Raw genomic sequence first — 20683 nt, 5'->3', positions numbered from 1 at the left:
CTCAGCGCGCTCCGTGCGGCGCCGCCGGGATCCTACCGGGCGCCGTCCGCCGACGGGCGCCCGGCCGCGTGTCCCGCCGGGCTCCCAGCACCCACGGCACGGCGGCCAGCAGGCAGGCGGCGCCGAACAGCGCCATCGGCAGCACCGTGCCGTCCTCCTCGTCCATCGCCAGCAGCATCCCGAGGTTGACCAGGGTGTGGAAGCCGCCCGCGAACAGCAGCCGGTGGGCCCGCACCCGCTCCAGGCCGAGCCCGAGCACCACCGACATCGCGACCGTGCCCAGCAGGAACCCGGCCGCGTACCCGGGCCGCTGGGCGAACACCTGGACGTGCCAGCAACCCCAGAGCAGGCCCACCGCCGCCGGGGCGGCGAGCGGCCCGAACCGGGTGCGCAGCAGCGGCTGCAGGTAGCACCGCCAGCCGAGCTCCTCGCCGCAGGCGCCGACCAGCTGGGCGAGCACGATCAGCGCGAACGGGTGGGCCAGCGAGCGGGGGTCGGTCAGCCGCGCGTCGCCGTCGCCGTCGAACAGCGCGTAGGCGCCGGCCGCGAGAACGATGATCAGTGGCGCCGTGAGCAGCAGCCGCACCCCGGCGCCACGGCCGGGGCCCGCCCAGGCGGTGTCGCGCCGCCCGCGGGCCATGCCGGCCAGCCCGGCTCGGATCCGCTCCGGCCACAGTAGGGCGACCGCCAACACCCCTGCGGCGGGCCCGAACTGGGTCAGCTGCAGCACCTCGGTCGGGATCCCGGTGGCCGGCTGGACGGCGCCCAGCGCCCCCGCGCCGAGGAAGGCGACGGCGAGGAAGACGCCCGCCTCGGCCTTCCACGGCACCCGCCGGCCCTGCCCCGCCGTGCCCTGCTCCTGTCCGGTCCTCATATCGTCCGCCTCCGGTCCGCTCGTCCGCGTGGTTCCGTCGACGACGACTCTTCCGGGGCGCGGGCGGCCGGACATTGCGTCCAGCTGCCCGGCGGGGGTGTATCCAGGTACACCCCCGCCCAGTCAGGACTGCTTCTGCTGCTGCCGGGGCGGTTCCTCCTCCTCGACCGGGTCGGGCGGCCGGAACACCGCGGGCAGATCGCCGAACAGCGGCACCGTGGGCGGCTCGGAACCGGTGATGTCGGTGAGCGTCTCGGACCGGCCGGTGCCGAGGTCTTTGGCGGACACCAGGATCTCGCCGTTGGCGTCGATGTCCACGGTGACCTCGAACTGCGGCACCCCGGCGGGTGCGGGCGGCAGCCCGGACAGCCGGAGGCTCGCGAGCAGGGAGTTCCGGGCCGCGAGCTCGTGCCCGCCCTGGTACACGTTGATGTTCAACCCCGGCCGGTCGTCCGAGGAGGAGGTGAGGATCTCGCTCCTCTTCGTCGGGAGACCCGTGTTCGGCGGCACCAGGACCCTCATCGACCCGTCCTCGGTCTCGATGCCGATGGCCCGCAGCACGACCTCCACTCCGAGCATGTCGCGCACCTCCCCGGTCATGATCCCCGCCTGGAGCACCGCTCCCGTCGCCAGCTGGGTGTCGGCCATGACACCGGTGGTGACGTCCTTCCGTCCGACGGCCCGGCGCACCAGCTCGACCAGCCCCGGGATCCGGGCGCCGGCGCCGACCAGCAGGACGTGCTCGATCTCCGCCCGCCAGGACTCCGTGAGTACTTGCTCGACCGTTGTCGCACAGGCGGTGAGAAGGTCGGCGGTGATCCGGTCGAACCGCTCGCGGGTGACCGGGGCTTCGAGGGTGGCCGGGCCCGCCGGTGTGTCCGCGAGGTGGAGAAGGTGGACAGCGGTCTCCCCGACCGAGGCCAGTTCCTCCATCGCCTTTGCCGCCGCCTCCTGTACCCGCCGGCGGACGTCCGGATCCCGGTCCAGACGCACTCCGTGCCGGTGCTCGAACTCCTTCAACAGATCGTCGGCCAGACGGGTCACCCAGCGATCGCTGCCGAGCCCGTCCCCGAGCGCGACCGCGTTCACGAACGTCATGCCGTAGCCGGCCTCGACCACGGCCACCTCCGAGGACGTCGCCTCCAGCCCCACCACGAGCACGGTCGATTCCCGGTCGCCCAACTGCCGATCGAAGGCCATCCCGGCGGCGAGCGAGGTGGAAATGATCCGCAGCGGCTCGATCTTCACGGCCCGACAGGCCCGGCGGATCCGGCGCCGCTCCGCCTCGCCGGTGGCGGCCGGGACAACGATCGTCGCCCGGGTGACCCGCTCACCGAGCCGGCTCTCGGTGTCCCGCTTCAGCTTGGCGAGCAACTCGGTGCAGACGCGGTCGGCGGTGACCGGGTCCACATCGGCCCCGGCCAGCCGGAAGGTGCCGTTCGGGTTGAGCAGTTCCTGCCGCAGGGCCGGTTCGCCCACCAGCACCCGGTCACCGGTCGTACCGGTCAGGGCGACCACGGACGGGGTCCGCTCCGCCCCCTCGGCGTTGGTGACGATCTCGATCCGCTCGCCTTCCTGGTAGGCCACCGTGCAGGAGGTGGGCCCCAGGGCGATGCCCACCGTCCGGTAGCCGGTCAGCGGGGGCTGCTCGGGCGGCGGGGGCACGGCGGCCACGATCGTTGTCCGGCGGGCCGCCCAGAAGGCGCGGCTGTGCTGGGCGGCCTCGGCGAGTTCGTCCTTGGGGCCGAACAGCCGGGTCAGCACCTGGGCGACGGTGGCGTAGCCGTCCGCCGCCTCCTCGTGGCGGCCGACGTGCCCGGCGCGCTCCTCCTCGTCGAGCAGCAGCCGGCCCTCGCGCAGCGCCGGGTGCCCGGAGTGCCCGGACCGCTCGGCGCGCCAGGTGCCGGTGTCGGGGCGGTAGCCGCGGTTGCGGGCGATCACCAGCCGGGCGGCCGTGTTGGTGGCCGTCCTGGTGGGCCGGGGCCGGCCGGCCGCGGTGAGTTCGTGGAGCAGGTGCTGATAGACGTTGTCGAGCGTCAACTCCGGCCCGAGGCGGGATGATCCGTCCTGGAGAAGCACGATCAGCTCCTTGGTGAACGCGGTGAACCGCTCCCCCACCGGCGCCAGCGAGGTGCTGTCGTGCTCGGAGGAGGCCAGCACGAACGCGCCCTCGATCGCGGTCTGGGTGCGCAACCGCTCCTGGCCGCCCGCCATGTGGGCGGTGGTGGCCATCCCGGACCAGCAGGCGTCGATGATGACGACCCGGTTGCGGGCCCGGGCACCGAGCACCACCTTGCGCAGCGTCCGGTACGGCAGCGCGCTGATCGACGGTTCCTCGGGATCGGTCTCGGTGACCGCGAGGTAGTAGTCGGTGTCCTCGACGATCCCGTGGCCCGCGTAGTAGACCAGCAGCAGGTCCTCGGCCTCCAGGACCGACGGCCGCAGGGCCCGGACGACGTCCGCCGCCATGCGGGGATCGGCCACCAGCGTGCACTGGGCCTCGTCGAGCCAGCCCTGCTGCGGGTCGGTGAGCGCGGCGGCCAGGTCGGTGAGGTTGTTGCGGACGGCGGGCAGCGGCGGCAGCTCGTCGTGCCGGTAGGCGGCCGAGCCGATCAGGACGATCCGCGAGCCCGGTCCGTCAGGCAGTGCCATCGTCGGCGACCCGTTCCGGCGGCCGTACCTGCTCCTGCTGTACCTGCTCCTGCCGTACCTGCTCCTGCTGTACCTGCTCCTGCCGTACCTGCTCCTGCCGACCCTTGACGAACGCTTCGAAGCGGTCAAGCAGTTCGCCCGCGTCCTTGACGTTGTCGAGTTCGAGCTCGTACGTCTCGTGCTCGGCCCGGCTCACCTTGATCACCAGGTGGCTGCGCTGCCCGCGCAGCCAGTCCGCCACCACCCGCACCAGCACCGTCCCGGCGCCCCCGGAGGCGAGCGCCACGGTCACCAGCTGGACCACCCCGGCGTTCATCTCCCCCGCGGCCGGCCCGGTCAAGTGCAGCGCCACCCGGCCCCGCAACTCGTCCTCGACACGCAGCCGTTGCGCCAGCGAGCGCACCGCTGCGGGCACCGCCGCCCCCGACCCGCCGTCCACCAGCGCCAACCCGATCTCCACGACGCGCGGTTCCCCTTCCCGTCCCCCGGCCGGCTCCGGCCTCGGCCAACCTATTCCGGATCACGTTCCCCCGTCCCCCGGATCGCGGGAATCCGGGGGACACCGGCGGTCCGGCGCCCGGACGGAAATTCCGTTGCGGACGGGCCGTGAGGGCGGGTAGCGTCCTGCGACTTGTCGCTTCGGGCGCGTCCGGCCCCGGTTCCGGCCTCGGTTCCGGTTCCGGTTCCGGTTCCGGTTCCGGTTCCGGTTCCGGTTCCGGTTCCGGTTCCGGTTCCGGTTCCGGTTCATCATGGAGAAGATTTGTCGATTCGTATCACCACTCTGACCGATCCCGATCACGGCACCCACAGCCGACGGCTGGTGTGGCTGGCGGTGGACGGGGAGGGGAATCCGGTCGGGACGGCCTCGTTGCGGCTGTTCACCGACCCGGGGCAGGCGCACCTGGCCGAACTGGCCGTGCGAGTGCACCCGGCGGAGCGGCGCCGGGGGGTCGGGGCCCGGCTGGTGGACACCGCGGTGGCGGCGGCCGGCACCGACGGGCGGCGGGCCGTGGTGGTGGCGGTCGACGGCGGGACGCCGGGCGAGGAGTTCCTGTCCGCGCAGGGGTTCCGGAGGGCGCTGACGCTGCGTCATTCCCGGCTCGACCTGGCCGGTTCGGCCGAGGTGGAGACGTCCGGGGGAACGGAGCGCCCGGAGCACCCCTACCGGCTGGTGGCCTGGGACGGCGCCGTCCCCGACGAGTTCGCCGCCCCGTACGCCGCCGCCCGCCGCGCGATGGACGACATGCCGATGGGCGAGGTCGACCACGGCACGGTGAGCTGGGACGTCGACCGGCTGCGGGCGGTGGCCCGGGTGGTCGAGGAACGCGGCGAACACCTGCACACGGTGGCGGCGGTGGCCGCGTCCGACGGCTCGATGGTCGGCTTCACCGAGCTGGTGGTCCCGGCCGACGGCACCGGCGACGGCCAGCACTACGGCACCGCCGTCCTGCCCGCCCACCGCGGGCACGGCCTCGCCCGGCGGATGAAGGCCGAGGCGATCGCCCTGACCCGCCGCCGGCACCCCGCCCTCGGCGGCCTGCTGACCGACACCGCCGAGGACAACACCGCGATGCGGAGGGTCAACGAGGCCCTCGGGTACCGGCCGACCCACGAGACCTACCAGTACCAGCGGGTGCTGTAGCCGGCTCCGTCCGGACGGAGCGGGCCGTCAGAGGTCGAGGAGCTCGACGGTCACGGCGGCGGTGTCGCCCGCTTCGAGGTCCTCGGCCTTGCGGACGGCGCGTTTGACCGGGAGCACGTAGGCGCCGTCGGAAGCCGGGAAGATCGAGGTCTGCCAGCTGCTGGCGCCGATCGTGACCCGCACCCGCAGCGAGCCGAACCCGCGCCGCGGCCCGGCGGCGGTCAGGTCGTGGATCTCCTCCGACACCTCGACGGGCAGTCTGACGAAGGTCCAGCTGTCGGCGCGCCGCGCTTCCCAGATCCAGAGCTCGGCCGCGAAATCGAACTTCATCGGACAAGCATCCCACGCCTCACATCGGCAACGAGTGCAACCGGAGGGCCCCTCCGGACCACTGGACACCCTCGTGCAGCGGGAACCACATCGTGCGCAGCGGCATCCTCGCCGGGCCGGTGGGCTGCTCGACCTCGACGGAGCCCGCCAGTGGCTGCCAGCCGAGGCGGGCGTAGAGCCCGGCCTTGTCCGGGCGGCAGAACAGGACGGCGAAGCGCGGCCCGAGGGTGCGGGCGTGGGCGAGGGCGCCGTCCACCACCGTCCGGGCGAGACCGTGCCCGCGCCGGTCGGCGGCGACGGCCACGCCGCCGAGTCCGACGAGTTCGGTCGGGCTCCCGTCGATCGACACCTGCAGGACCACCAGCCCGGCGTGCGCGACGAGCCGTCCGTCCGGTTCGGTGCGGATGCCGAAGTGGATGTCCTTGGGGCGCCAGACCATCCCGTGCTCGGCGACCTGGAAGGGGTCCGGCGCGTCGCCGAGGATCTCGGTGTGGCGGTACTCCTCCAGCGGGACGACCGTGCTGAATATGCTGATCTGATCATCACTCATTCCCGCATCATGCCAAGGTCCGCCTGCGGCAGGGCCTGCGGTCCCGAGGAGGAAGCGTGGACACTCTCCCGAACGGGCCCGGACCGGACGGCGACGGACCGGGGCACCTGCCGGGCCCGCTGGTGCGGGTCGACGGGCGGTGGCTGCTGGGCGACCATCGGGACCGGGCGCACCTGGAGTTCGCTCCCGGAGGCATCGTCCCGCACGCGGACGGACGGGCGGGTGAGGTCGTGCCGTGGGCGCGCTTCATGGACCTCGGTCTCCACGTCACGACCCACCGGTGGATGGGGTCCCGGAGGACGGCTGTGCTGTCGCTCGGCCAGATGGCCCCGCTCGGGCTGACCGGCCCGCACCTGGCGGCGACGGTCCGGCACCCGTACACGTACTGGACCGGCCGGTTCAGCCACCACCGGGGCGTGCAGTACGCGCCAAGGGGGTTGGTGACCCTGGGCGTCCTGCTCGGCGTCACCGTCGACGCCGGGGAGGCCGCTCTGCTCGGCGACCGCGCGTGGATGGACGAGGCCGTCCCGGCGGTCCTGCCGCTCCGGCGCGAGGGCGAAGCCCGGGCGGCCGTCACCAAGCTGGTGGCGGGCGCCCGGGCCTCGCGGGGGCTGCACGAACCGTGACCGCGTGAGACGGAAGCGGACCAGGCGTCAGCGGACGACGTCGAAGACCTGCTTCTGGAGACCGTTGGCGTAGGCGGCGTGCTCGACCAGCTTCAGCTTCTGGGTGTCCTTGTCGGCGTCGCTGAAGAGGCGCTTGCCGGCGCCGAGCAGCAGCGGGAAGACCAGCAGGTGGTAGCGGTCGATCAGGCCGGCGTCGGAGAGGGCCCGGTTGAGGGACGCGCTGCCGTGGACGATGATCGGGCCGCCCTCGGTCTCCTTCAGGGCCGCGACCTCGTCGAGCGAGCGCAGGATGGTGGTCTCGCCCCAGTTCGACACCAGGTCGCCCTCGGTGAGGGTGGTGGAGACCACGTACTTCGGCAGGGTCTTGTAACGGGCGAAGTCCGCCATGTCCGGCCAGACCGGGCTGAACGCCTCGTAGCTGACCCGGCCCAGCAGCACCGCCGTGGCCTCCTCCTGCTCCCGGCCCTTGATCTCGAAGGCCTCGGGGAGGAACTCGACGTCCTTGAAGGTCCAGCCCGCGTTGCGGTAACCGGACTCGCCGCCCGGGGCCTCGACGACGCCGTCGAGGGAGACGAAGGCGGAGCTGATCAGCGTGCGCATGATGATTCCTCGGGATGATTGTGCGGGCGGGGTGCCTGTGCGGGCGTGCGGGATGTCTGAGGGAGTTGCCCGGGGCGGGCGGGTCAGGTGAGGACGCCGCTCAGCCACTGCTGCCAGGCGGCCTCGGCGCCGTCGGTGTCCGGTCCGAAGAGGTGGTGGAACATCAACACCAGGCCCGCGCGGTGGTGGAAGCCGTACAGGCCGTCGCCGGTACGGATCGCGAAGCGCTCGTCGTCCGCCCACACCACCTCGCCTTCCAGTGGCGGCAGACCCGCCGGGCGGGCCGACACCCGGATGCCGGTGGTGGGCGGCGAGGGCAGTGCGAGCGCGTTCGCCAGCACGCCCCGGAGCTCCGCCGCCGGGCGGCCGGGCACCGCCGCGACACCGAAGACGGGCGCGCCGGTGCGGCCCCGGAAGTGGGTGAGGTACTCGACGAGCGTGTGGAGGTGGAACGGCCAGCCACGCCGCAGCGCGTCGTACTCGTCCTCCCAGTCGTCGCCCAGCAGGCCGCTGTGGACGACGCGCAGCACGGTGGCGGAGCCGTCCCGGCCCTCGACGAGGTACTCGAAGGCCATGAAGCGGCCGTTCTCGGCGGTGGCGGTCCGGGTGGCCAGGCGTTTGCCGGGCTCGTAGGCGGTGATCAGCGCGTCCTCGCGGTGGCCGCCGATCTCCATCGCGGCGGTACCGCCCTCGCGCGGGTCCAGCTCGTTGCGGCCCATGAACCAGGAGTCGATGCCCGGTCCGGTGGCGATCGCCTGCCAGACCTCGTCCGGGCTCGCCGGCAGGACCGTCTCCAGCTCGATCTCGAACGGGTGGGTCATCGTGCGTTCTCCTGTCCCGGCCCGCAGTCGGGGGCGGTATCGGGGGCGGTATCGGGGAAGGACTCCGGGGCGGATTCGGTACTGGGGAGGGAATCGGTACCGGCGGCGGAGTCTGTGGTGGCGGGGTGTGTGGTGGCGGGGTCTGTGGTGGCGGCGGGGATCTGGTGCAGGCCGACCACCACCCGGTGACTGCGCCCGCCGGGGGCGGACTCGTCGTGGTAGCGGGCGACCAGGGTGGCGACCGCCTCGGCGAGTTCGTCGGCGAAGGCCGTGCGGTCCGCCGCCGAGGCGAACCGCACCTCCGCGTCGATGCCGAAGCTGGCGACCCGCCGCTGCGCCCGGGCGGCGCCGGTCAGCAGCGCGCCGACCTCCTGCACCAGCCGGGAGCCGAGGGCCAGCAGCCAGCGGGCGGAGAGCTGGTCCGGCGAACGGCTCGGATCCGGACTCACGGCGGCCAGGACGGCGGGCGAGATCACGTAGGAGGCGGCGGTGGCCCGGTACACCCGTTCGGTGACGTTGCCCTTGCGCCGTTCCTCGGCGAGTACGACCAGGCCGTGCCGCTCCAGCTCCTTCAGGTGGTAGTTGACCTTCTGCCGTGCCAGCCCCAGACGGGCGGCCAGCGCGGTGGCCGAGCCGGGCTCGGCGAGGGCGGCGAGGATACGGCGCCGGATCGGGTCCAGCGAGGCCTCGGCCGCTGCGGGTTCTTCGATCACGGCGACGTCCAACATGCTTCAAGGATCACTCTGACAAGAAAACTTGTCAAGGAAATATTTCTTGTCGGTGAGTGAGCTCCGCGACTTCGGAGCTCACCATGAAGCCCCTCAGGCCGGCCGGAGTTGATTGACTGCCTCCATGTCCTCAACGGCGTTCGAAACCACCGCCCCCGACCCGATCGTCTACCTCGACCGGGTGGCCGCGACCGACCTCGGCCGCTCCTACAAGCGGCGCATGCTCGACGAGCTCGACATCCGCCCGGGCCAAACGGTGCTCGATCTGGGCTGTGGCCCCGGCACCGATCTCACCTCGCTCGCCCGAGCCGTCGCCGAGACAGGCACGGTGATCGGTGTCGACCACGACCCGGCCTCGGTCGAGGCCGCCAGGGAGCGCACCGCCGACCGGCACACCGTCACCGTGCGACTCGGCGACATCCACGACCTGCCGCTGCCGGACCGCGCCGCCGACCGCGCCCGCACCGACCGGGTACTGCAACACGTCACCGATCCGGCCCGAGCGCTCCGGGACTTCCATCGCGTGCTGCGCCCCGGCGGGCGGCTCGTCATGGGCGAGCCGGACTGGGACACCCTGGCCGTCGACCATCCGGAGAGCGACCTCTCCCGCGCCTACACCCAGTACGTCACGGACAGGGTCGTCCGCAACGCCCGCATCGGCAGGCAACTTCCCCGACTCGCGACAGAGGCCGGATTCGCGGTGCCCTCGGTCGTCCCGATCACCTCCGTATTCCGGGATGTCCGGGAAGCCGACAAGATCCTCGGACTGGAGCGCACCACACGACGCGCCGTCGCCGCCGGCTACCTCACCGAGGAAGCGGCAGCACGCTGGCTGGACCACCTCTCCACCGGGCCCTTCCTCGCGGCGGTGACGTTCTACATCACCGTCGCCGAGTCGTAGCCACCGATCCGGCGACAACGGCCGGCCAACACTCCTTGCGGGAATCCCGAACTCGCGGCACGTGCGTGCGCGAGCCCGCCGGTACCGAGGCCCGCGAACGCCCGGCCGGGTGCTTCCGGCCGGGCGTGGAGGAGGAGGGTCGGCGGCTCAGCCCACCGGGACCATGCCGAGCAGCTCGCCCAGTCGGCGGACCGTGGCGGGCGACTCGCGGTGCAGTCCGGCGAGGTCGAGGCCCTCGTCGCCCAGGACCATCAGCAGCGCCCGGTCCCCGATCGCGAGCACCACGACGTAGCCGCCGTCGCAGCGGGTGACCACGTCCCGCAGCCCGCCCACGCCGACCTCGGCGGCGGTGCGGCGGCCGAGGCCGAGCATGGCGGCCGACAGGGCGGCGGCCGACTCGGGTTGGACGGTGGCCGTGTCGGCAGCCACCAGCAGGCCGTCGGCGGTGGAGACGACGCTCTCCGAGACGCCCATGACCCGCTCGCGGAGGGACTTCAACTCGTCGACCAGCACGGCGGTCGGCGTCTGGCTGCTCATGGTGTGCTCTTCTCGGTCGTCACGGTCGTCATGGTCGTGTCGGTCGGCTCTGTCGTTGCGGCGCGATCGGTGCCGCCGGCGCGATCGGCGCGCTGGGCGCGCGGTGGACCGCCAGGAGCGGCTGCGGCGGCTCCCCCGTCCGCTCCGCCCGGGGTCCGCGTGCCGGGGACGCGGCGCGGCAGGGACTGCCCGGTGTCGGCCGGGAGCGGCTCGCCCGGCGGTGTCCGGGGAGCGACGCTCGGCGCCATCGGGACGGCGTCGGCCGGTTCCCGGTGGAGCAGTTGCCGGGCGTCCATCCGGACGAGGTCGAGCAGCACCGCGAACACGCCCCGCCCCAGCGCGAAGCCGATGTCTCGCGCGGTGCGGCGGCCGGTCGCGGCGGCCAGGATCTCCCGGTGGCGGGCCGGGATCCGGTCGGCGGCGGGCCCGGAGGACGCGCCCCCGGCGAGCGCGGCGGCGGGCCGGATGCGGGTGCGGGCCAGTTCGCCGGGCGGGCCCCAACGGCGAGTCAGCAGGGCCGTGCGGCGGGCGGTCTCCTCGAAGAGCCGCTTCGGCTCGATCCCGGGCCGCAGCGCGAGCCCGGCGGGCGGGGCCGCTTCGACGGTCTCCCACGCCCCGGGCGGGCTCAGCACCAGGGCGAAGGCACCGTCGAAGACGGCGGAGGCGCAGACCGCTTCGAGTTCGGCGGCGCCGATCGAGCCCCGGGCGACCAGGGCCGCGCCGAGGCCGCCGGCGCCGACGGTGGCCGCGGCCGGGGCCACCGCGCCGACGGAGGAGGCGGCCGAGGCCACCGCCGCCCAGTCCGCCTGACCGATCCGCCCCGACTTGAGCAGCAGGGTCTCGGCGGTCGGGGCGCCGGGGGTCTCGATCGCCGTGATCAGGCCGCGTTCCAGGTGGATCGTGCCGCCCGGCGCGCTGGAGACGGCGACCGACCCGGTGAAGTCCTCCTCCCGCAGCGCCAACAGCAGCGCGGGCACATTGCGGGCGGCCGAACGCGGGCCGGCCTGAGCGAGGTCATGGGCATGGGGGCTCATGCCACGAAGCCCCGGGCACCGTCGGCGGTCTGGCGCAGTGCCAGCGCCAGGTTGACCCGCGTCCGGTCCAGCACGGTGGCGAGCAGCAAGGGATCGCCCTGACGGGTCAACACCTGGACCACCTCGTGGTGCCGGGTGCTGGTGACCACCACGCTCTCCAGCTCCCCGCCCGCCCCGGCCTCGCACAGCCGGTCGCCGATCAGGGCGGCCAGCTCGGCGAGTTCGGCCCCGGGGCCGAGCAGCCGTTGGTCCCCGCCCGCGGCGTAGGTGAGGCCGGTGGCGGCGTCGACGAGCGCGGCGCCGACCACGCCGGGGGAGCCGAGCACATCGGAGAGGGAGGCTTCGAGTGCGCGCACCGGTACCCCTTCGTGTTCTGAACTGTTGGCAGCGTACTTTATTCCATCATTTCCGCGGCGCGGCCGACGCGGGGGACTTCTTGCTACTTTGTTCCCGCACACGGGAGTTCTCCCCCGTAGTTACGCAAAGGACGAACAGCGCATGAACATTGACGACGCACTCAAGGACGCGATGGCCATCGAGGGCGCGATCGGCGTCGCCGTGGCCGACTACGAGAGCGGTATGTCACTCGGGTTCCTCGGTGGGGGGCAGCAGCTGGACCTGGAGGTCGCGGCGGCCGCCAACACCGAGGTCGTGCGGGCCAAGGCGCGGGCGCTGGCAGCGCTGTCGATCGATGACGTCATCGAGGACATCCTGATCACCCTGGGCACCCAGTACCACCTGATCCGCCCGCTCGCGCGCAGCCAGGGCTCGCTCTTCCTCTACCTGGCGCTGGACCGCTCGCGCGCGAACCTGGCACTCGCCCGGCACAGCCTCAAGCGCATCGAGACCTCACTCGAGGTCTGAGCCGTCGTCCGTTCCGTCTTCCGTTCCACCTTCGTTCCTGAATTCTCGACCGGACGAATACGAAACGTGATGAACCGGTCACGGCAATCTGCCCGTAGGAATTGGGCGGTCAAAAAACGCAGGTACATATCGGTCACCGAATGATGTGATCCCCCGGTAACTGGGCGTCATATTCACCCGGTCCCGCCGTGGTCCCGGCATGCCCGCCCGTCGGAGTGGAAGGTCGGCGCCGTCGACTTTCCACTCCGACGGGCGGGCGGCTCAGGCCCCGGGAAGGAGCCGGACCTCGGCGCCGTCCGGCCGGGCACTCGGCTTGCTCCACCAGTGGTGGTAGCGGCGGTAGACGTGCGGTTCGCGGTCGGCGAGCAGCCCCGTCAGCGAGCGGGCCTCGGCGGCGAGCCCCTCCCACGCCGCGTCCGGCAGCGGGTTGAACGCCGTCGCCTCGACACCGCCCTCGACCGCGCGCCACACCCCGGCCACACGGCCGTCCACGAGCAGGGTCGGCAGCACATCACCGTTGCGCCTGATCACCATGGCGCGGTACTCCGGCGGGATGATCCGGCTCCGGTCGGCGTAGGCCAGCAGGACGCTGTCCCACATCGCCATCAGCCGGGCCGGCGCCGGCAGTTCCCCGTCCGGCAGTGGCGCCCCCGCGAGGTCGAACAGCTCCGCTCCGCCCGGCCCCTCCAGTCGCCCGACCTCGCCCTCGGCCGCCAGCACCCGCAGGGCCTCCTTGACCCGGCCCCGCTGCACCAGCGCGAACTGCGCGACGTCCGCCACCGAGGCCGGTCCGAAGCCGGCGAGGTAGCGCCGCACGAGCGTGCGCAGCGAGGCCGCGTACACCTCCGGATCGCCGAGCACCGGCCGGACCGGCGGGGCGACGTAGGAGAGCCGGTGGCCGAACGACCAGAGCCCCTCCCCCGGCGCGCGCAGCAGCGGCGCCACCTGCCGCAGTCCCCACCAGGCCGGCGCCGCCGCCTCCACTCCGAGCCGCCCGGCGAGCCAGGTCTCGAACTCCGGGGCGGGGCGGGGACGGTCACCGAAGTCCAGCACGTCCGCGACCAGCGCGTCGCCGTCGGCGGCGGTCAGGCCGGAAGCCGTGAACCGGTCGTCGCCCAGCCGGGCCCCCCGCACCGACAGGTGGACGGCCTCCCGGAACGTCGCGAAGTCGTCGACGTGCACGGCGTGCAGGGTGATCCGCATCAGCGTGGACCTCACGATCCCCAGCTCCGCGAAGGCCCGGTCCAGGTCGGCGGGGTCGAAGCCGGCCACCCGGTTCCACAGCGCGAGGTAGGGCGAGGCCGCATGCTGCGCCTGGAGCGCAACCACCCGCCGCACCGCCTCGGCGACGCCGATCTCCTCCCGCCGCAGCAGCAGTTGCCGTTCGAGAGTGGCCCGGTTGAGCTGCCCCTCGGTGATCCTCACGTCCATGACCCTCTCGTCCTCCGGCCGCCCGGTGCGCCCCGGTGAATGCCGGAGGTGGAGCCTAGCCTCAGGGTCCGACAATCCCGCCGCCGTCCCGTCGAACCCCGGGGGTCCGGTGCAGGGATGAATTGACGTCACGATTCGTCGGCGAAGCCCCGTGGACCGGAAACGCGGAATTCGGCGCCGTGACCGGGAAGGATATTGGCATGGGCAGATCAGATAGTGCCCCACCAGGACCTCGGCGCGCCGCACCGATTCCCGCAGGGGGGGATATGCCGCTCCGTGACGCCCCGGTGACCGGGCGGGCGATTGGCCGGGGCGATGCAAAAGCACGCATTGGCAGCAGCTTGACGGTAAGTCATCGCACCACGGATACTCCGTCTGCCCTCGATGATCAACGCCTGCGGCGGGTGGGCTCTCCACCGGATCGCGGGGCATTCCGACCGCTCGACCGAAACGGGGTAGTCCATGAAGATCCGCAACAAGGTCGCCGCCGGGGTGCTTTCCATAGCCGCCCTCGGCTTCACCGTCGCCACCGCCGCGCCCGCCTCGGCCTCCAGCGGCGGGTGTGCCTCGTACGACGCCTGCCTGTACTACAGCCCCGACTTCCAGGGCGCCAAGTTCGGCGACGGCGACGGCAGCAGCCGCGGCTACGAGACCTACCAGTACAACTCCACCTACACCTTCGGCGGCGGCGGCGCCGGCAACGGCCAGCACGTCCGGAACAATGCGGCGTCGGTCTTCAACAACAACCAGAACTACAGCGTGACGATCTACTACAGCCCGGGCGGCTACGGCGTCAGCCAGTACATCAAGCGCGGCACCGGCGCCAACCTGATCCCGCAGCTGCGGAACAACAACGCCTCGCAGTGCTTCGACTACTTCGAGGCCTGCCGCTGACCTCGGGTCGGCCCGCGATTCCCTCGGCGGCGGTGCCGGTGCCGCGCAGCCTCAGCGCGCGGCACCGTTCCGTTGTCCGTCGGCAGACCGGAAGACCGGAAGACTGGAAGAAGAGCCCACCATGCGAAGTGCAGCCTCCACGTCGATACGGTCGGCACGGTCAATAAAGTCGGCGCGGTCGGCACGGTCGGCACGGTCGGCACGGTCGGCACGGTCGATCGGTGCGCCGGTGATCGCCGCCCTGGTCGCGCTGGGCGTCGCCGCCACCGGCTGCGCGGCCTCCGGTCCGGCCGCCGGTCCGGTCTCGGCTCCGGCCTCCGCTGCGGCGGCGGCACCGCCGGCGGTCGACGCGGTCCCGGTCCTCGCCACCGCCGACGGCCAGACCCTGCCCCTCGCCAAGTACCTGATCAGCCCCGACGAGGACCGCCGGATCGAGGCCGCCAGGACGGCGCTCATCGGGTCGTGCATGAAGCGCTTCGGATTCGACTACGCGCCGGCGGCGGTCGGCACCAAGCCGGACCTGATGACCCGCCGGTACTACCTCACGGACGCCGCGAGTGCGGCAGCCCACGGCTACCACTGGGGCACGCAGGCGGACCGGAAGCAGCAGTCAGCCACTCCGCAGCCCCCCGCACCGGAGATGCAGGCCGTCCTGGGCCACGGCCGAGGCGGCCCCGCCTCGTCGGCGGCGCCCGCCGAGCGCACCCACAACGGCATCGCGATCCCGCCCGGCGGCTGCCTCGGCGAGGCGGACGACACCCTGACCCGGGGCGGCGGAATCCTCCAGGACGACGCCCGGGCGCTGGAGATCAACGGCCAGGGCTTCGCGGACTCCATGGCCGACGGGCGGGTGCGGGCGGCCTTCGCCGCGTGGTCGCGCTGCATGAGGGAGAAGGGGCAGACGTACGCGAGCCCCGTGGACGCGGTGAGCGACGAGCGCTGGTTCTCGTCGCCGACCGCGACCGCTCCCGAGATCGCCGCCGCGACAGCCGATGTCGACTGCAAGCAGCGGAACAACGTCGTGGGCATCTGGTTCGCCGTCGAGACCGCCTACCAGGACCGGGCGGTCCGGGCGGATTCGAAGCGCCTGGAGCAGGCCCGGAAGGCGGTCGACGTCACGCTCGCCAACGCGGCGGCGGCTGCTGTGGCGCCGTGACGCGTCCGACGGCGCCGTGACGGTCCGGACAGTGCGGGTGGGCCGGACAGTACGGGTGCGCCGGCCAGTGCCGCCGGTTCGGACGGTGCAGGTGGTCCGGACAGCGCGGCCGGTCCGGGTCCCGAGCTGACCCCGTGCGGCATGACGTCGCTACGTCCGAAGCGGCTCGGTGAGCACACGGGCGAAACCGTCCAGCAGTGCCCGGTTGACGTCCCGGGCCTGCGGGGTGTCGGCATGGATGGTGTTGACGAACAGGCCGTCGTCGGTGCGGTGCAGCCAGTGCAGGATCCCGTTGCAGCCGGACACCCACACGTGCATCCGGGCCTGTTGGGCGGCGTGGCGGTCCGCGCCTGGCAGCCTGCGGCAGTCGATGTAGGAGAAGAAGTTCACCGCGTACGGCCAGTAGCGCAGTGTCGCGTACTCGGCCGGGGCGAGCAGCTTCCATGCCTTGACGAAGTGCACTTCCGCGTGGGCCCGCACCTGAGCGTAGGCGTCCTGGGCGTCGGCGAGCACGTCACCGAGACCGGCCCCCGGCCCGACGGGGAACTCGATCGGCAGGGTGTTGATGAACCAGCCCATCGACTCCGCGTAGACGCCCCGGCCGCGTTCGTTGAACGGCATCAGCCCGCGGTACACCGCCGGCCCGCCCAACTGCCGGAGCGCGAGCGCGAGGCTTCCGAGCAGCCCCATGGACAGCCGCCCGCCCAGGTCCCGGCAGACGGTGCCGAACTCCTCTACCTGGTGGGCGGCCAGCAGCCTTTCGGTGCTCGCCACCGGTGCGTACAGCTGCCCGGGCCGGACCCCGAGGTCGAGCGGGAAGCGCGGGAAGAGCCCGCCGTTCCGGTCGCGGAACGCCCGCCAGTGGTCCAGCCGCGCATCGTCGGCGCGCATCGCACGGTTGGCCCGGCGCTGGGTGCGGCTGAACTCCAGGTAGCTCCACGGCTGCCGAGCCGCGCCCGCCGTGGCGTCGACGGCAACGGCAACGGCCGCAGGGGCGGCAGGGGCGGCCGGGGCGGTCGGGAGCGCGGGCCCGACGGAGGTGAGGTTCCGGTACGCCGTGGTGACGTCGTTGATGGCGATCGCGGTGGAGAGGCCGTCGGTGACCAGGTGGTCGCAGGAGAACCAGACGGTGGTGGACTCGGGCCGCACCACCGCACCCATGGTGATCAGTGGCCAGGAGAGGGTGTCCACCTCCTGGAACGCTTCCTGGAGGTGCCGGGTGACCTGCTCGGATGTCTCCAACGGGCCGCCGTAGACGTGCTTGAGGGCCACCTCGTCGGGCGTGAGGACCTCGCAACCGAGGTCCCCGGCCAGCGGCTGGTAGACCGCCCGGAGGACCTCGTGACGTCGCACCAGCTGGAGCAGCGCGGCCGCCAGCGCGTCCAGGTCCACCCGGCCGGCGAGTTCGAAGCTCGCCGCGACGTAGGACCGGATCGGATCGTCGACGCTCTGCGCGTACTGGGCAACGGTGAAATGTTTCGCCTGGTTGTAGCCGGTCATCCGGCGCGGGGCGGGTCCGTCGGCACCGGTCAGGGGGACAAGATGCCACCGGTGGGCCTCACCGGGGCCGATCTCGGAGTCCTCGACTGAGATCTGGAGCATGCCGCCCTCTTCTGCTGGTGGGTCGTGGTCGGGTGGCATTCCGAGCGGTTACGTACCGTTCCTGCCACCTGGGTGCCATACCAACGGACCTACTCGGCAATCGGATACGCACCTCGGCCGATCGGGTGACGTGGTCGGCGGGCGGCGCGCTGTCCGCCGGACGCCGGGTCGCGGGCTGTCGGACCGGGGCTGCCGGGTCGCGGCTGCCGGACCGGGCCCGTCGGACCGACAGCCGCCCGGGGTCAGGCCAACGCGGCTCCGCCGTCGAGGGTGACCACCGTGCCGGTCGCGTAGCCGTTGTCCAGGAGGTAGAGGTAGGCCACCGCGGCCTCCTCGGGGGTGCCGACACGCTGCACGGGAAGGCCGCTGCCCTGCGCCTGGAGGAAGGCCTCCGGATCCGGCACGGTGCTGTCCCACAGCTCGGTGCGGATCGCGCCGAGGCGCACGGCGTTGACCCGCAGCGGGGCGAGCTCCAGGGCCAGGGCCCGCGTCACACCCTCGACGGCGGCGGTGATGCCGGCGCCGAGCAGGGCTCCGGGGACCGGCCGGGTGGCGAAGGCGCCGGAGGTGAAGGTGATCGAGCCGCCGGGCCGCAGCTTCGGCGTCGCGTACTTCGCGGCGAGCAGGGCACCCCAGAAGCGGCGCTCGAAGAACGCCCGGGACTCCTCGGCGCCGAGGTCGGCGAGCGGCTTCAGCAGCAGGGGCTCGCCCGCCGTGTAGACGAGGTGGTCGAACTCGCCGATCCGGTCGAAGAAGGCGACGACCGCCGCCTCGTCGGCGACGTCCAGCACGATGCCCTCGGCCGCTCCGCCGAGCTTCTCCACCGCCAGGTCGACCCGGTGCTGACTGCTGGAGGCGACGACCACGTTCGAGCCACAGGCCGCTGCGGCCTGGGCGACGGCGAATCCGACGCCGGAGGTACCACCGATGACGACGACACGCTGGGTGTTCGCTGTGTTCGCTGTGTTGTTCATGACGAGGACGCTACGGCTCACGACCGAGACAATGAATGACATGAAGTCTTGATTCTATGTCCGATCGTCTCGATCCCGGCGCGCTAGGGTGAGCGCATGGACATCCTCAGCGACACGCTCGCGGCCCTGCGCACCGGGCGCCCGTCCGTCGTCCGCACCGACGCGCGGGCGCCGTGGGGCGTGCGCTTCCAGCCCATCGCGGGAGCCGGATTCCACGTCGTCGTCGAAGGACACTGCTTCCTCCGGCCGGTCGGCGGCGATCCGATCGCCCTCGGCCCCGGCGACGTCGTCTTCCTGCGACGCGGCACCGATCACGCGATCTGCGACGCCGTCACCAGCGAGGTGGTGGCCTTCGAACCCGACCGCGTCGACACCTCCTCGCCGATCGGGTCCTTCACCGTCGGGGGCGGCGGCGCGCGCAGCGTGCTGGTGTGCGGGGCCTACCACCTCGACATCGACCGGCCGCATCCGCTGCTCGGCGACCTCCCCGAGGTCATCCACCTCCCGGCGAGCCCCGGTCGCCATCCGGCGTTGCGCTCGGCGGTCGACCAGCTCTGCGCCGAGATCCACCGGCCCCGGCCGGGTTCGGATTCGGTGGTCACGGCGCTCGTCGACCTGCTGCTGCTCTACATCCTGCGGTCCTGGTACGCCGAGTTGCCCAGCGAGCAGACGCAGGGCTGGGCGTCCGCGCTGAACGATCCGCTGATCGCGCCTGCGTTGAAGGCGATCCACGACGACCCGGCGCACCCGTGGACCGTCGAGTCGCTGGGGAGCCTGGCCGGACTGTCACGGGCGGCGTTCGCCCGCCGGTTCAGTGCGGTGGTCGGCGAGCCGCCGCTGAGCTATCTGACGACGTGGCGGATGGCCGTCGCGGCGCGGATGCTGCGCGAGACGGGCGACTCGCTGGGTGCCGTGGCCGAGAACGCCGGCTACACCTCGGAGTTCGCGTTCGCGAAGGCGTTCAAGCGACACTTCGGCGCCCCGCCCGGCGCGTATCGGCGGGAGCGGCGGGTGGTGTCGGCCCGGTGACGGGTCAGACGGTGCCGAACTCGCCCGCTTGAACGGCGGCGACGAACGCGCGCCAGGCGTCGGAGGGGAAGGCGAGGGCGGGACCGGAGGGGTCCTTGGAGTCGCGGACGGGGACGAGACCGGGGATGTTGGCTGCGATCTCGACGCACTGGCCACCGTTGTTGCTGTAGGAACTCTTGCGCCAGCTCACAGGGGTCATGTCGTCCACGGTAGCGCGGACGCCTCAACACGTGGACCCCGACCGGGAATCCGGCCGGGGTCCACGGTCAGTTCAGGTCAGACAGCGCCGAACTCGCCCGCCTGCACACCGGCGACGAAGGAACGCCAGGCGTCGGCCGGGAAGACAAGGGCCGGGCCCTCGGGGTCCTTGGAGTCGCGGACGGGGACAGCACCCGGGAAGCTCGCGGAAACCTCCACGCACTCACCGCCGTTGGTGGAGTACGACGACTTGAGCCAGGACACGCCAGACAGGTCGAGGTTCATGGGGACAGCTCCTTTCGAGCCTTGCGGATCAGCGCCAGGGAGGCAGCCTTGGGCAGAGCCTCCACCACCAACTGATCGTACTGCGTCTCCCACCCCCTAACCGCTTCGCGGACTCGTTCGAGGTGGCCACGAGCATGCGATTCGGCATAGCCGACCAGAGAACTGTCTGAGAGGTCAAGCAATGTCACCGGCAGGGCGAACGGCAGGTTCTCACCCAGGGCGAATGGTGCTACCTGGATGGTGATGTTCGGTCTCGCGGCCAGTTCCTCAAGGTGATCGAACTGCTTCAGCATCACGCTCGGGCTGCCCACAGGACGCATGAGGCAGCTCTCGTCCAGAACGGCGTGGATCAGCGGTGGCTTGTGCCGCTCAAGCAGGCGCTGCCTCGCGATGAGTACATCGACGCGCTCCTCAGCCTCCGCCTGAGTGATTGCACCTCGATCGACAGCTGCATACGCCAAGGCTTCCGCATACTCGCGCACTTGAAGCAGGCCAGTGACGATGGTCAAGGCAAAGGTTCTCAGTCGACGACATCGGCTCTCAGCGTCAACAAACTCCTGAAAGCCCTCCAGCAGACTTGCTCGGGCGATCCTGCGCCACAACTCGTAGAAGGTGCCCCCGGTTTCGAACACCTCGTCGGCCTTAACTGCGAAGTTAGAGGTTACCGGCTTCTTCGCTCGTTCGACGTACGAGACCATGGCATCGGAGTAACCCATCCTCCGCCCCAACTCGACCTGCGACCAGCGCATTGCCCGTCGCGACCTGCGCAGTTCTATGCCGAATCGAACAAGAGCAGTTGATGTCGCGTCAGACCCTGATTCAGTCACAGTGATTGCCACCCGCTAACCAGTCGGAACGGTCAAGGTTAGACCCCTGGTCATCGTAAGCCGACGCGGTCCACCATGGCTACACCCCGTGAGAAACCGGGGACCCAGCGCAACCAGTGGAGCCCCCG

24 protein-coding genes are annotated in these 20683 nt (G+C 72.1%); 7 read left to right on the top strand and 17 right to left on the bottom strand.

All coding sequences use genetic code 11. The annotated features are described in order from the left end of the window. Window position 1 precedes the first annotated feature (1 nt). The 3 genes from SM793_RS07490 to SM793_RS07480 all read right to left on the bottom strand — a co-directional run bounded on the left by SM793_RS07490 (window position 2) and on the right by SM793_RS07480 (window position 3986). Window positions 2-874 (bottom strand): type II CAAX endopeptidase family protein, encoded by an 873-nt coding sequence (locus SM793_RS07490; protein WP_320437250.1) that lies wholly within the window; start codon window positions 872-874, stop codon window positions 2-4. A 123-nt stretch (window positions 875-997) separates the two neighbouring features. Then, on the bottom strand, window positions 998-3526 hold the full coding sequence (locus SM793_RS07485; protein ID WP_320437249.1) for a caspase, EACC1-associated type: 2529 nt from the start codon (window positions 3524-3526) through the stop codon (window positions 998-1000). After that, a complete protein-coding gene (locus SM793_RS07480; protein WP_320437248.1) occupies window positions 3513-3986 on the bottom strand; it encodes an effector-associated constant component EACC1 in 474 nt (157 codons plus the stop codon). Before SM793_RS07480 ends, SM793_RS07485 begins: the two co-directional genes overlap by 14 nt. 300 nt (window positions 3987-4286) lie before the next feature. On the opposite strand from SM793_RS07480, the gene SM793_RS07475 reads away from it, so the two are divergent. After that, window positions 4287-5168 (top strand): GNAT family N-acetyltransferase, encoded by an 882-nt coding sequence (locus SM793_RS07475; protein WP_320437247.1) that lies wholly within the window; start codon window positions 4287-4289, stop codon window positions 5166-5168. Between the two features lie 27 nt (window positions 5169-5195). On the opposite strand, the gene SM793_RS07470 is transcribed toward SM793_RS07475, so the two are convergent. Both SM793_RS07470 and SM793_RS07465 read right to left on the bottom strand, forming a co-directional pair. Next, window positions 5196-5498, bottom strand: a complete 303-nt coding sequence (locus SM793_RS07470; RefSeq protein WP_320437246.1) for a DUF1905 domain-containing protein — start codon at window positions 5496-5498, stop codon at window positions 5196-5198. Between the two features lie 19 nt (window positions 5499-5517). After that, window positions 5518-6048, bottom strand: coding sequence for a GNAT family N-acetyltransferase (locus SM793_RS07465; protein WP_320437245.1), 531 nt, complete (start codon window positions 6046-6048; stop codon window positions 5518-5520). Window positions 6049-6104: 56 nt separating this feature from the next. On the opposite strand from SM793_RS07465, the gene SM793_RS07460 reads away from it, so the two are divergent. Beyond that, window positions 6105-6674 (top strand): hypothetical protein, encoded by a 570-nt coding sequence (locus tag SM793_RS07460; protein ID WP_320437244.1) that lies wholly within the window; start codon window positions 6105-6107, stop codon window positions 6672-6674. Window positions 6675-6701: 27 nt separating this feature from the next. On the opposite strand, the gene SM793_RS07455 is transcribed toward SM793_RS07460, so the two are convergent. The 3 genes from SM793_RS07455 to SM793_RS07445 form a co-directional block, all read right to left on the bottom strand. Beyond that, window positions 6702-7274, bottom strand: coding sequence for a dihydrofolate reductase family protein (locus tag SM793_RS07455; protein ID WP_320437243.1), 573 nt, complete (start codon window positions 7272-7274; stop codon window positions 6702-6704). 83 nt (window positions 7275-7357) lie between these two features. After that, window positions 7358-8095, bottom strand: a complete 738-nt coding sequence (locus tag SM793_RS07450; protein WP_320437242.1) for an SRPBCC domain-containing protein — start codon at window positions 8093-8095, stop codon at window positions 7358-7360. Continuing rightward, window positions 8092-8823: an ArsR/SmtB family transcription factor gene (locus tag SM793_RS07445; RefSeq protein ID WP_320437241.1), complete on the bottom strand. Its 732-nt coding sequence runs from the start codon at window positions 8821-8823 to the stop codon at window positions 8092-8094. Before SM793_RS07445 ends, SM793_RS07450 begins: the two co-directional genes overlap by 4 nt. Window positions 8824-8947: 124 nt before the next feature. Here SM793_RS07445 and SM793_RS07440 point away from each other — a divergent pair, with 124 nt between their 5' ends. Next, window positions 8948-9724: a methyltransferase domain-containing protein gene (locus tag SM793_RS07440; protein WP_320437240.1), complete on the top strand. Its 777-nt coding sequence runs from the start codon at window positions 8948-8950 to the stop codon at window positions 9722-9724. A 147-nt stretch (window positions 9725-9871) separates the two neighbouring features. On the opposite strand, the gene SM793_RS07435 is transcribed toward SM793_RS07440, so the two are convergent. Genes SM793_RS07435 through SM793_RS07425 form a run of 3 tightly spaced genes read right to left on the bottom strand, consistent with a single transcriptional unit; the run spans window position 9872 to window position 11651 of the window. Further along, a complete protein-coding gene (locus SM793_RS07435) occupies window positions 9872-10261 on the bottom strand; it encodes a roadblock/LC7 domain-containing protein (RefSeq protein WP_320437239.1) in 390 nt (129 codons plus the stop codon). Continuing rightward, window positions 10258-11295 (bottom strand): hypothetical protein, encoded by a 1038-nt coding sequence (locus SM793_RS07430; protein ID WP_320437238.1) that lies wholly within the window; start codon window positions 11293-11295, stop codon window positions 10258-10260. The genes SM793_RS07435 and SM793_RS07430 overlap by 4 nt, the downstream gene beginning before the upstream one ends. After that, on the bottom strand, window positions 11292-11651 hold the full coding sequence (locus tag SM793_RS07425; protein WP_320437237.1) for a hypothetical protein: 360 nt from the start codon (window positions 11649-11651) through the stop codon (window positions 11292-11294). Before SM793_RS07425 ends, SM793_RS07430 begins: the two co-directional genes overlap by 4 nt. Window positions 11652-11793: 142 nt before the next feature. Between SM793_RS07425 and SM793_RS07420 the strand changes: the two genes are divergently transcribed. Then, entirely contained in the window at window positions 11794-12159 is a 366-nt protein-coding gene (locus tag SM793_RS07420; RefSeq protein ID WP_320437236.1) for a hypothetical protein, read from the top strand. Window positions 12160-12420: 261 nt separating this feature from the next. Here SM793_RS07420 and SM793_RS07415 read toward each other — a convergent pair whose 3' ends face one another. Beyond that, window positions 12421-13584, bottom strand: coding sequence for a winged helix DNA-binding domain-containing protein (locus SM793_RS07415; RefSeq protein WP_413815896.1), 1164 nt, complete (start codon window positions 13582-13584; stop codon window positions 12421-12423). A 468-nt stretch (window positions 13585-14052) separates the two neighbouring features. Between SM793_RS07415 and SM793_RS07410 the strand changes: the two genes are divergently transcribed. Together SM793_RS07410 and SM793_RS07405 are read left to right on the top strand one after the other, a co-directional pair. Then, window positions 14053-14484, top strand: coding sequence for a peptidase inhibitor family I36 protein (locus SM793_RS07410; protein ID WP_320437234.1), 432 nt, complete (start codon window positions 14053-14055; stop codon window positions 14482-14484). Window positions 14485-14713: 229 nt separating this feature from the next. Then, on the top strand, window positions 14714-15640 hold the full coding sequence (locus SM793_RS07405; protein ID WP_320437233.1) for a hypothetical protein: 927 nt from the start codon (window positions 14714-14716) through the stop codon (window positions 15638-15640). A 150-nt stretch (window positions 15641-15790) separates the two neighbouring features. On the opposite strand, the gene SM793_RS07400 is transcribed toward SM793_RS07405, so the two are convergent. Next, window positions 15791-17242, bottom strand: coding sequence for a condensation domain-containing protein (locus SM793_RS07400; RefSeq protein ID WP_320437232.1), 1452 nt, complete (start codon window positions 17240-17242; stop codon window positions 15791-15793). A 242-nt stretch (window positions 17243-17484) separates the two neighbouring features. Beyond that, entirely contained in the window at window positions 17485-18216 is a 732-nt protein-coding gene (locus tag SM793_RS07395) for an SDR family oxidoreductase (protein WP_320437231.1), read from the bottom strand. A 96-nt stretch (window positions 18217-18312) separates the two neighbouring features. Between SM793_RS07395 and SM793_RS07390 the strand changes: the two genes are divergently transcribed. Further along, window positions 18313-19245: an AraC family transcriptional regulator gene (locus tag SM793_RS07390; RefSeq protein ID WP_320437230.1), complete on the top strand. Its 933-nt coding sequence runs from the start codon at window positions 18313-18315 to the stop codon at window positions 19243-19245. A gap of 4 nt (window positions 19246-19249) precedes the next feature. Here SM793_RS07390 and SM793_RS07385 read toward each other — a convergent pair whose 3' ends face one another. From SM793_RS07385 to SM793_RS07375, 3 genes are all read right to left on the bottom strand, one after another. Further along, complete coding sequence (locus SM793_RS07385) at window positions 19250-19444, bottom strand: DUF397 domain-containing protein (protein ID WP_320437229.1); 195 nt, start codon at window positions 19442-19444, stop codon at window positions 19250-19252. A gap of 77 nt (window positions 19445-19521) precedes the next feature. Continuing rightward, a complete protein-coding gene (locus SM793_RS07380) occupies window positions 19522-19728 on the bottom strand; it encodes a DUF397 domain-containing protein (RefSeq protein WP_320437228.1) in 207 nt (68 codons plus the stop codon). After that, window positions 19725-20555: a helix-turn-helix transcriptional regulator gene (locus SM793_RS07375; protein WP_320437350.1), complete on the bottom strand. Its 831-nt coding sequence runs from the start codon at window positions 20553-20555 to the stop codon at window positions 19725-19727. The genes SM793_RS07380 and SM793_RS07375 overlap by 4 nt, the downstream gene beginning before the upstream one ends. Window positions 20556-20683: the final 128 nt, after the last annotated feature.

This window comes from Kitasatospora purpeofusca, assembly GCF_034043715.1.
Taxonomy (GTDB): Bacteria; Actinomycetota; Actinomycetes; order Streptomycetales; family Streptomycetaceae; genus Kitasatospora; species Kitasatospora purpeofusca_A.
The sequence above is the reverse complement of the archived record's forward strand: the minus strand, read 5'-3'. Positions and strand labels throughout refer to the sequence as shown.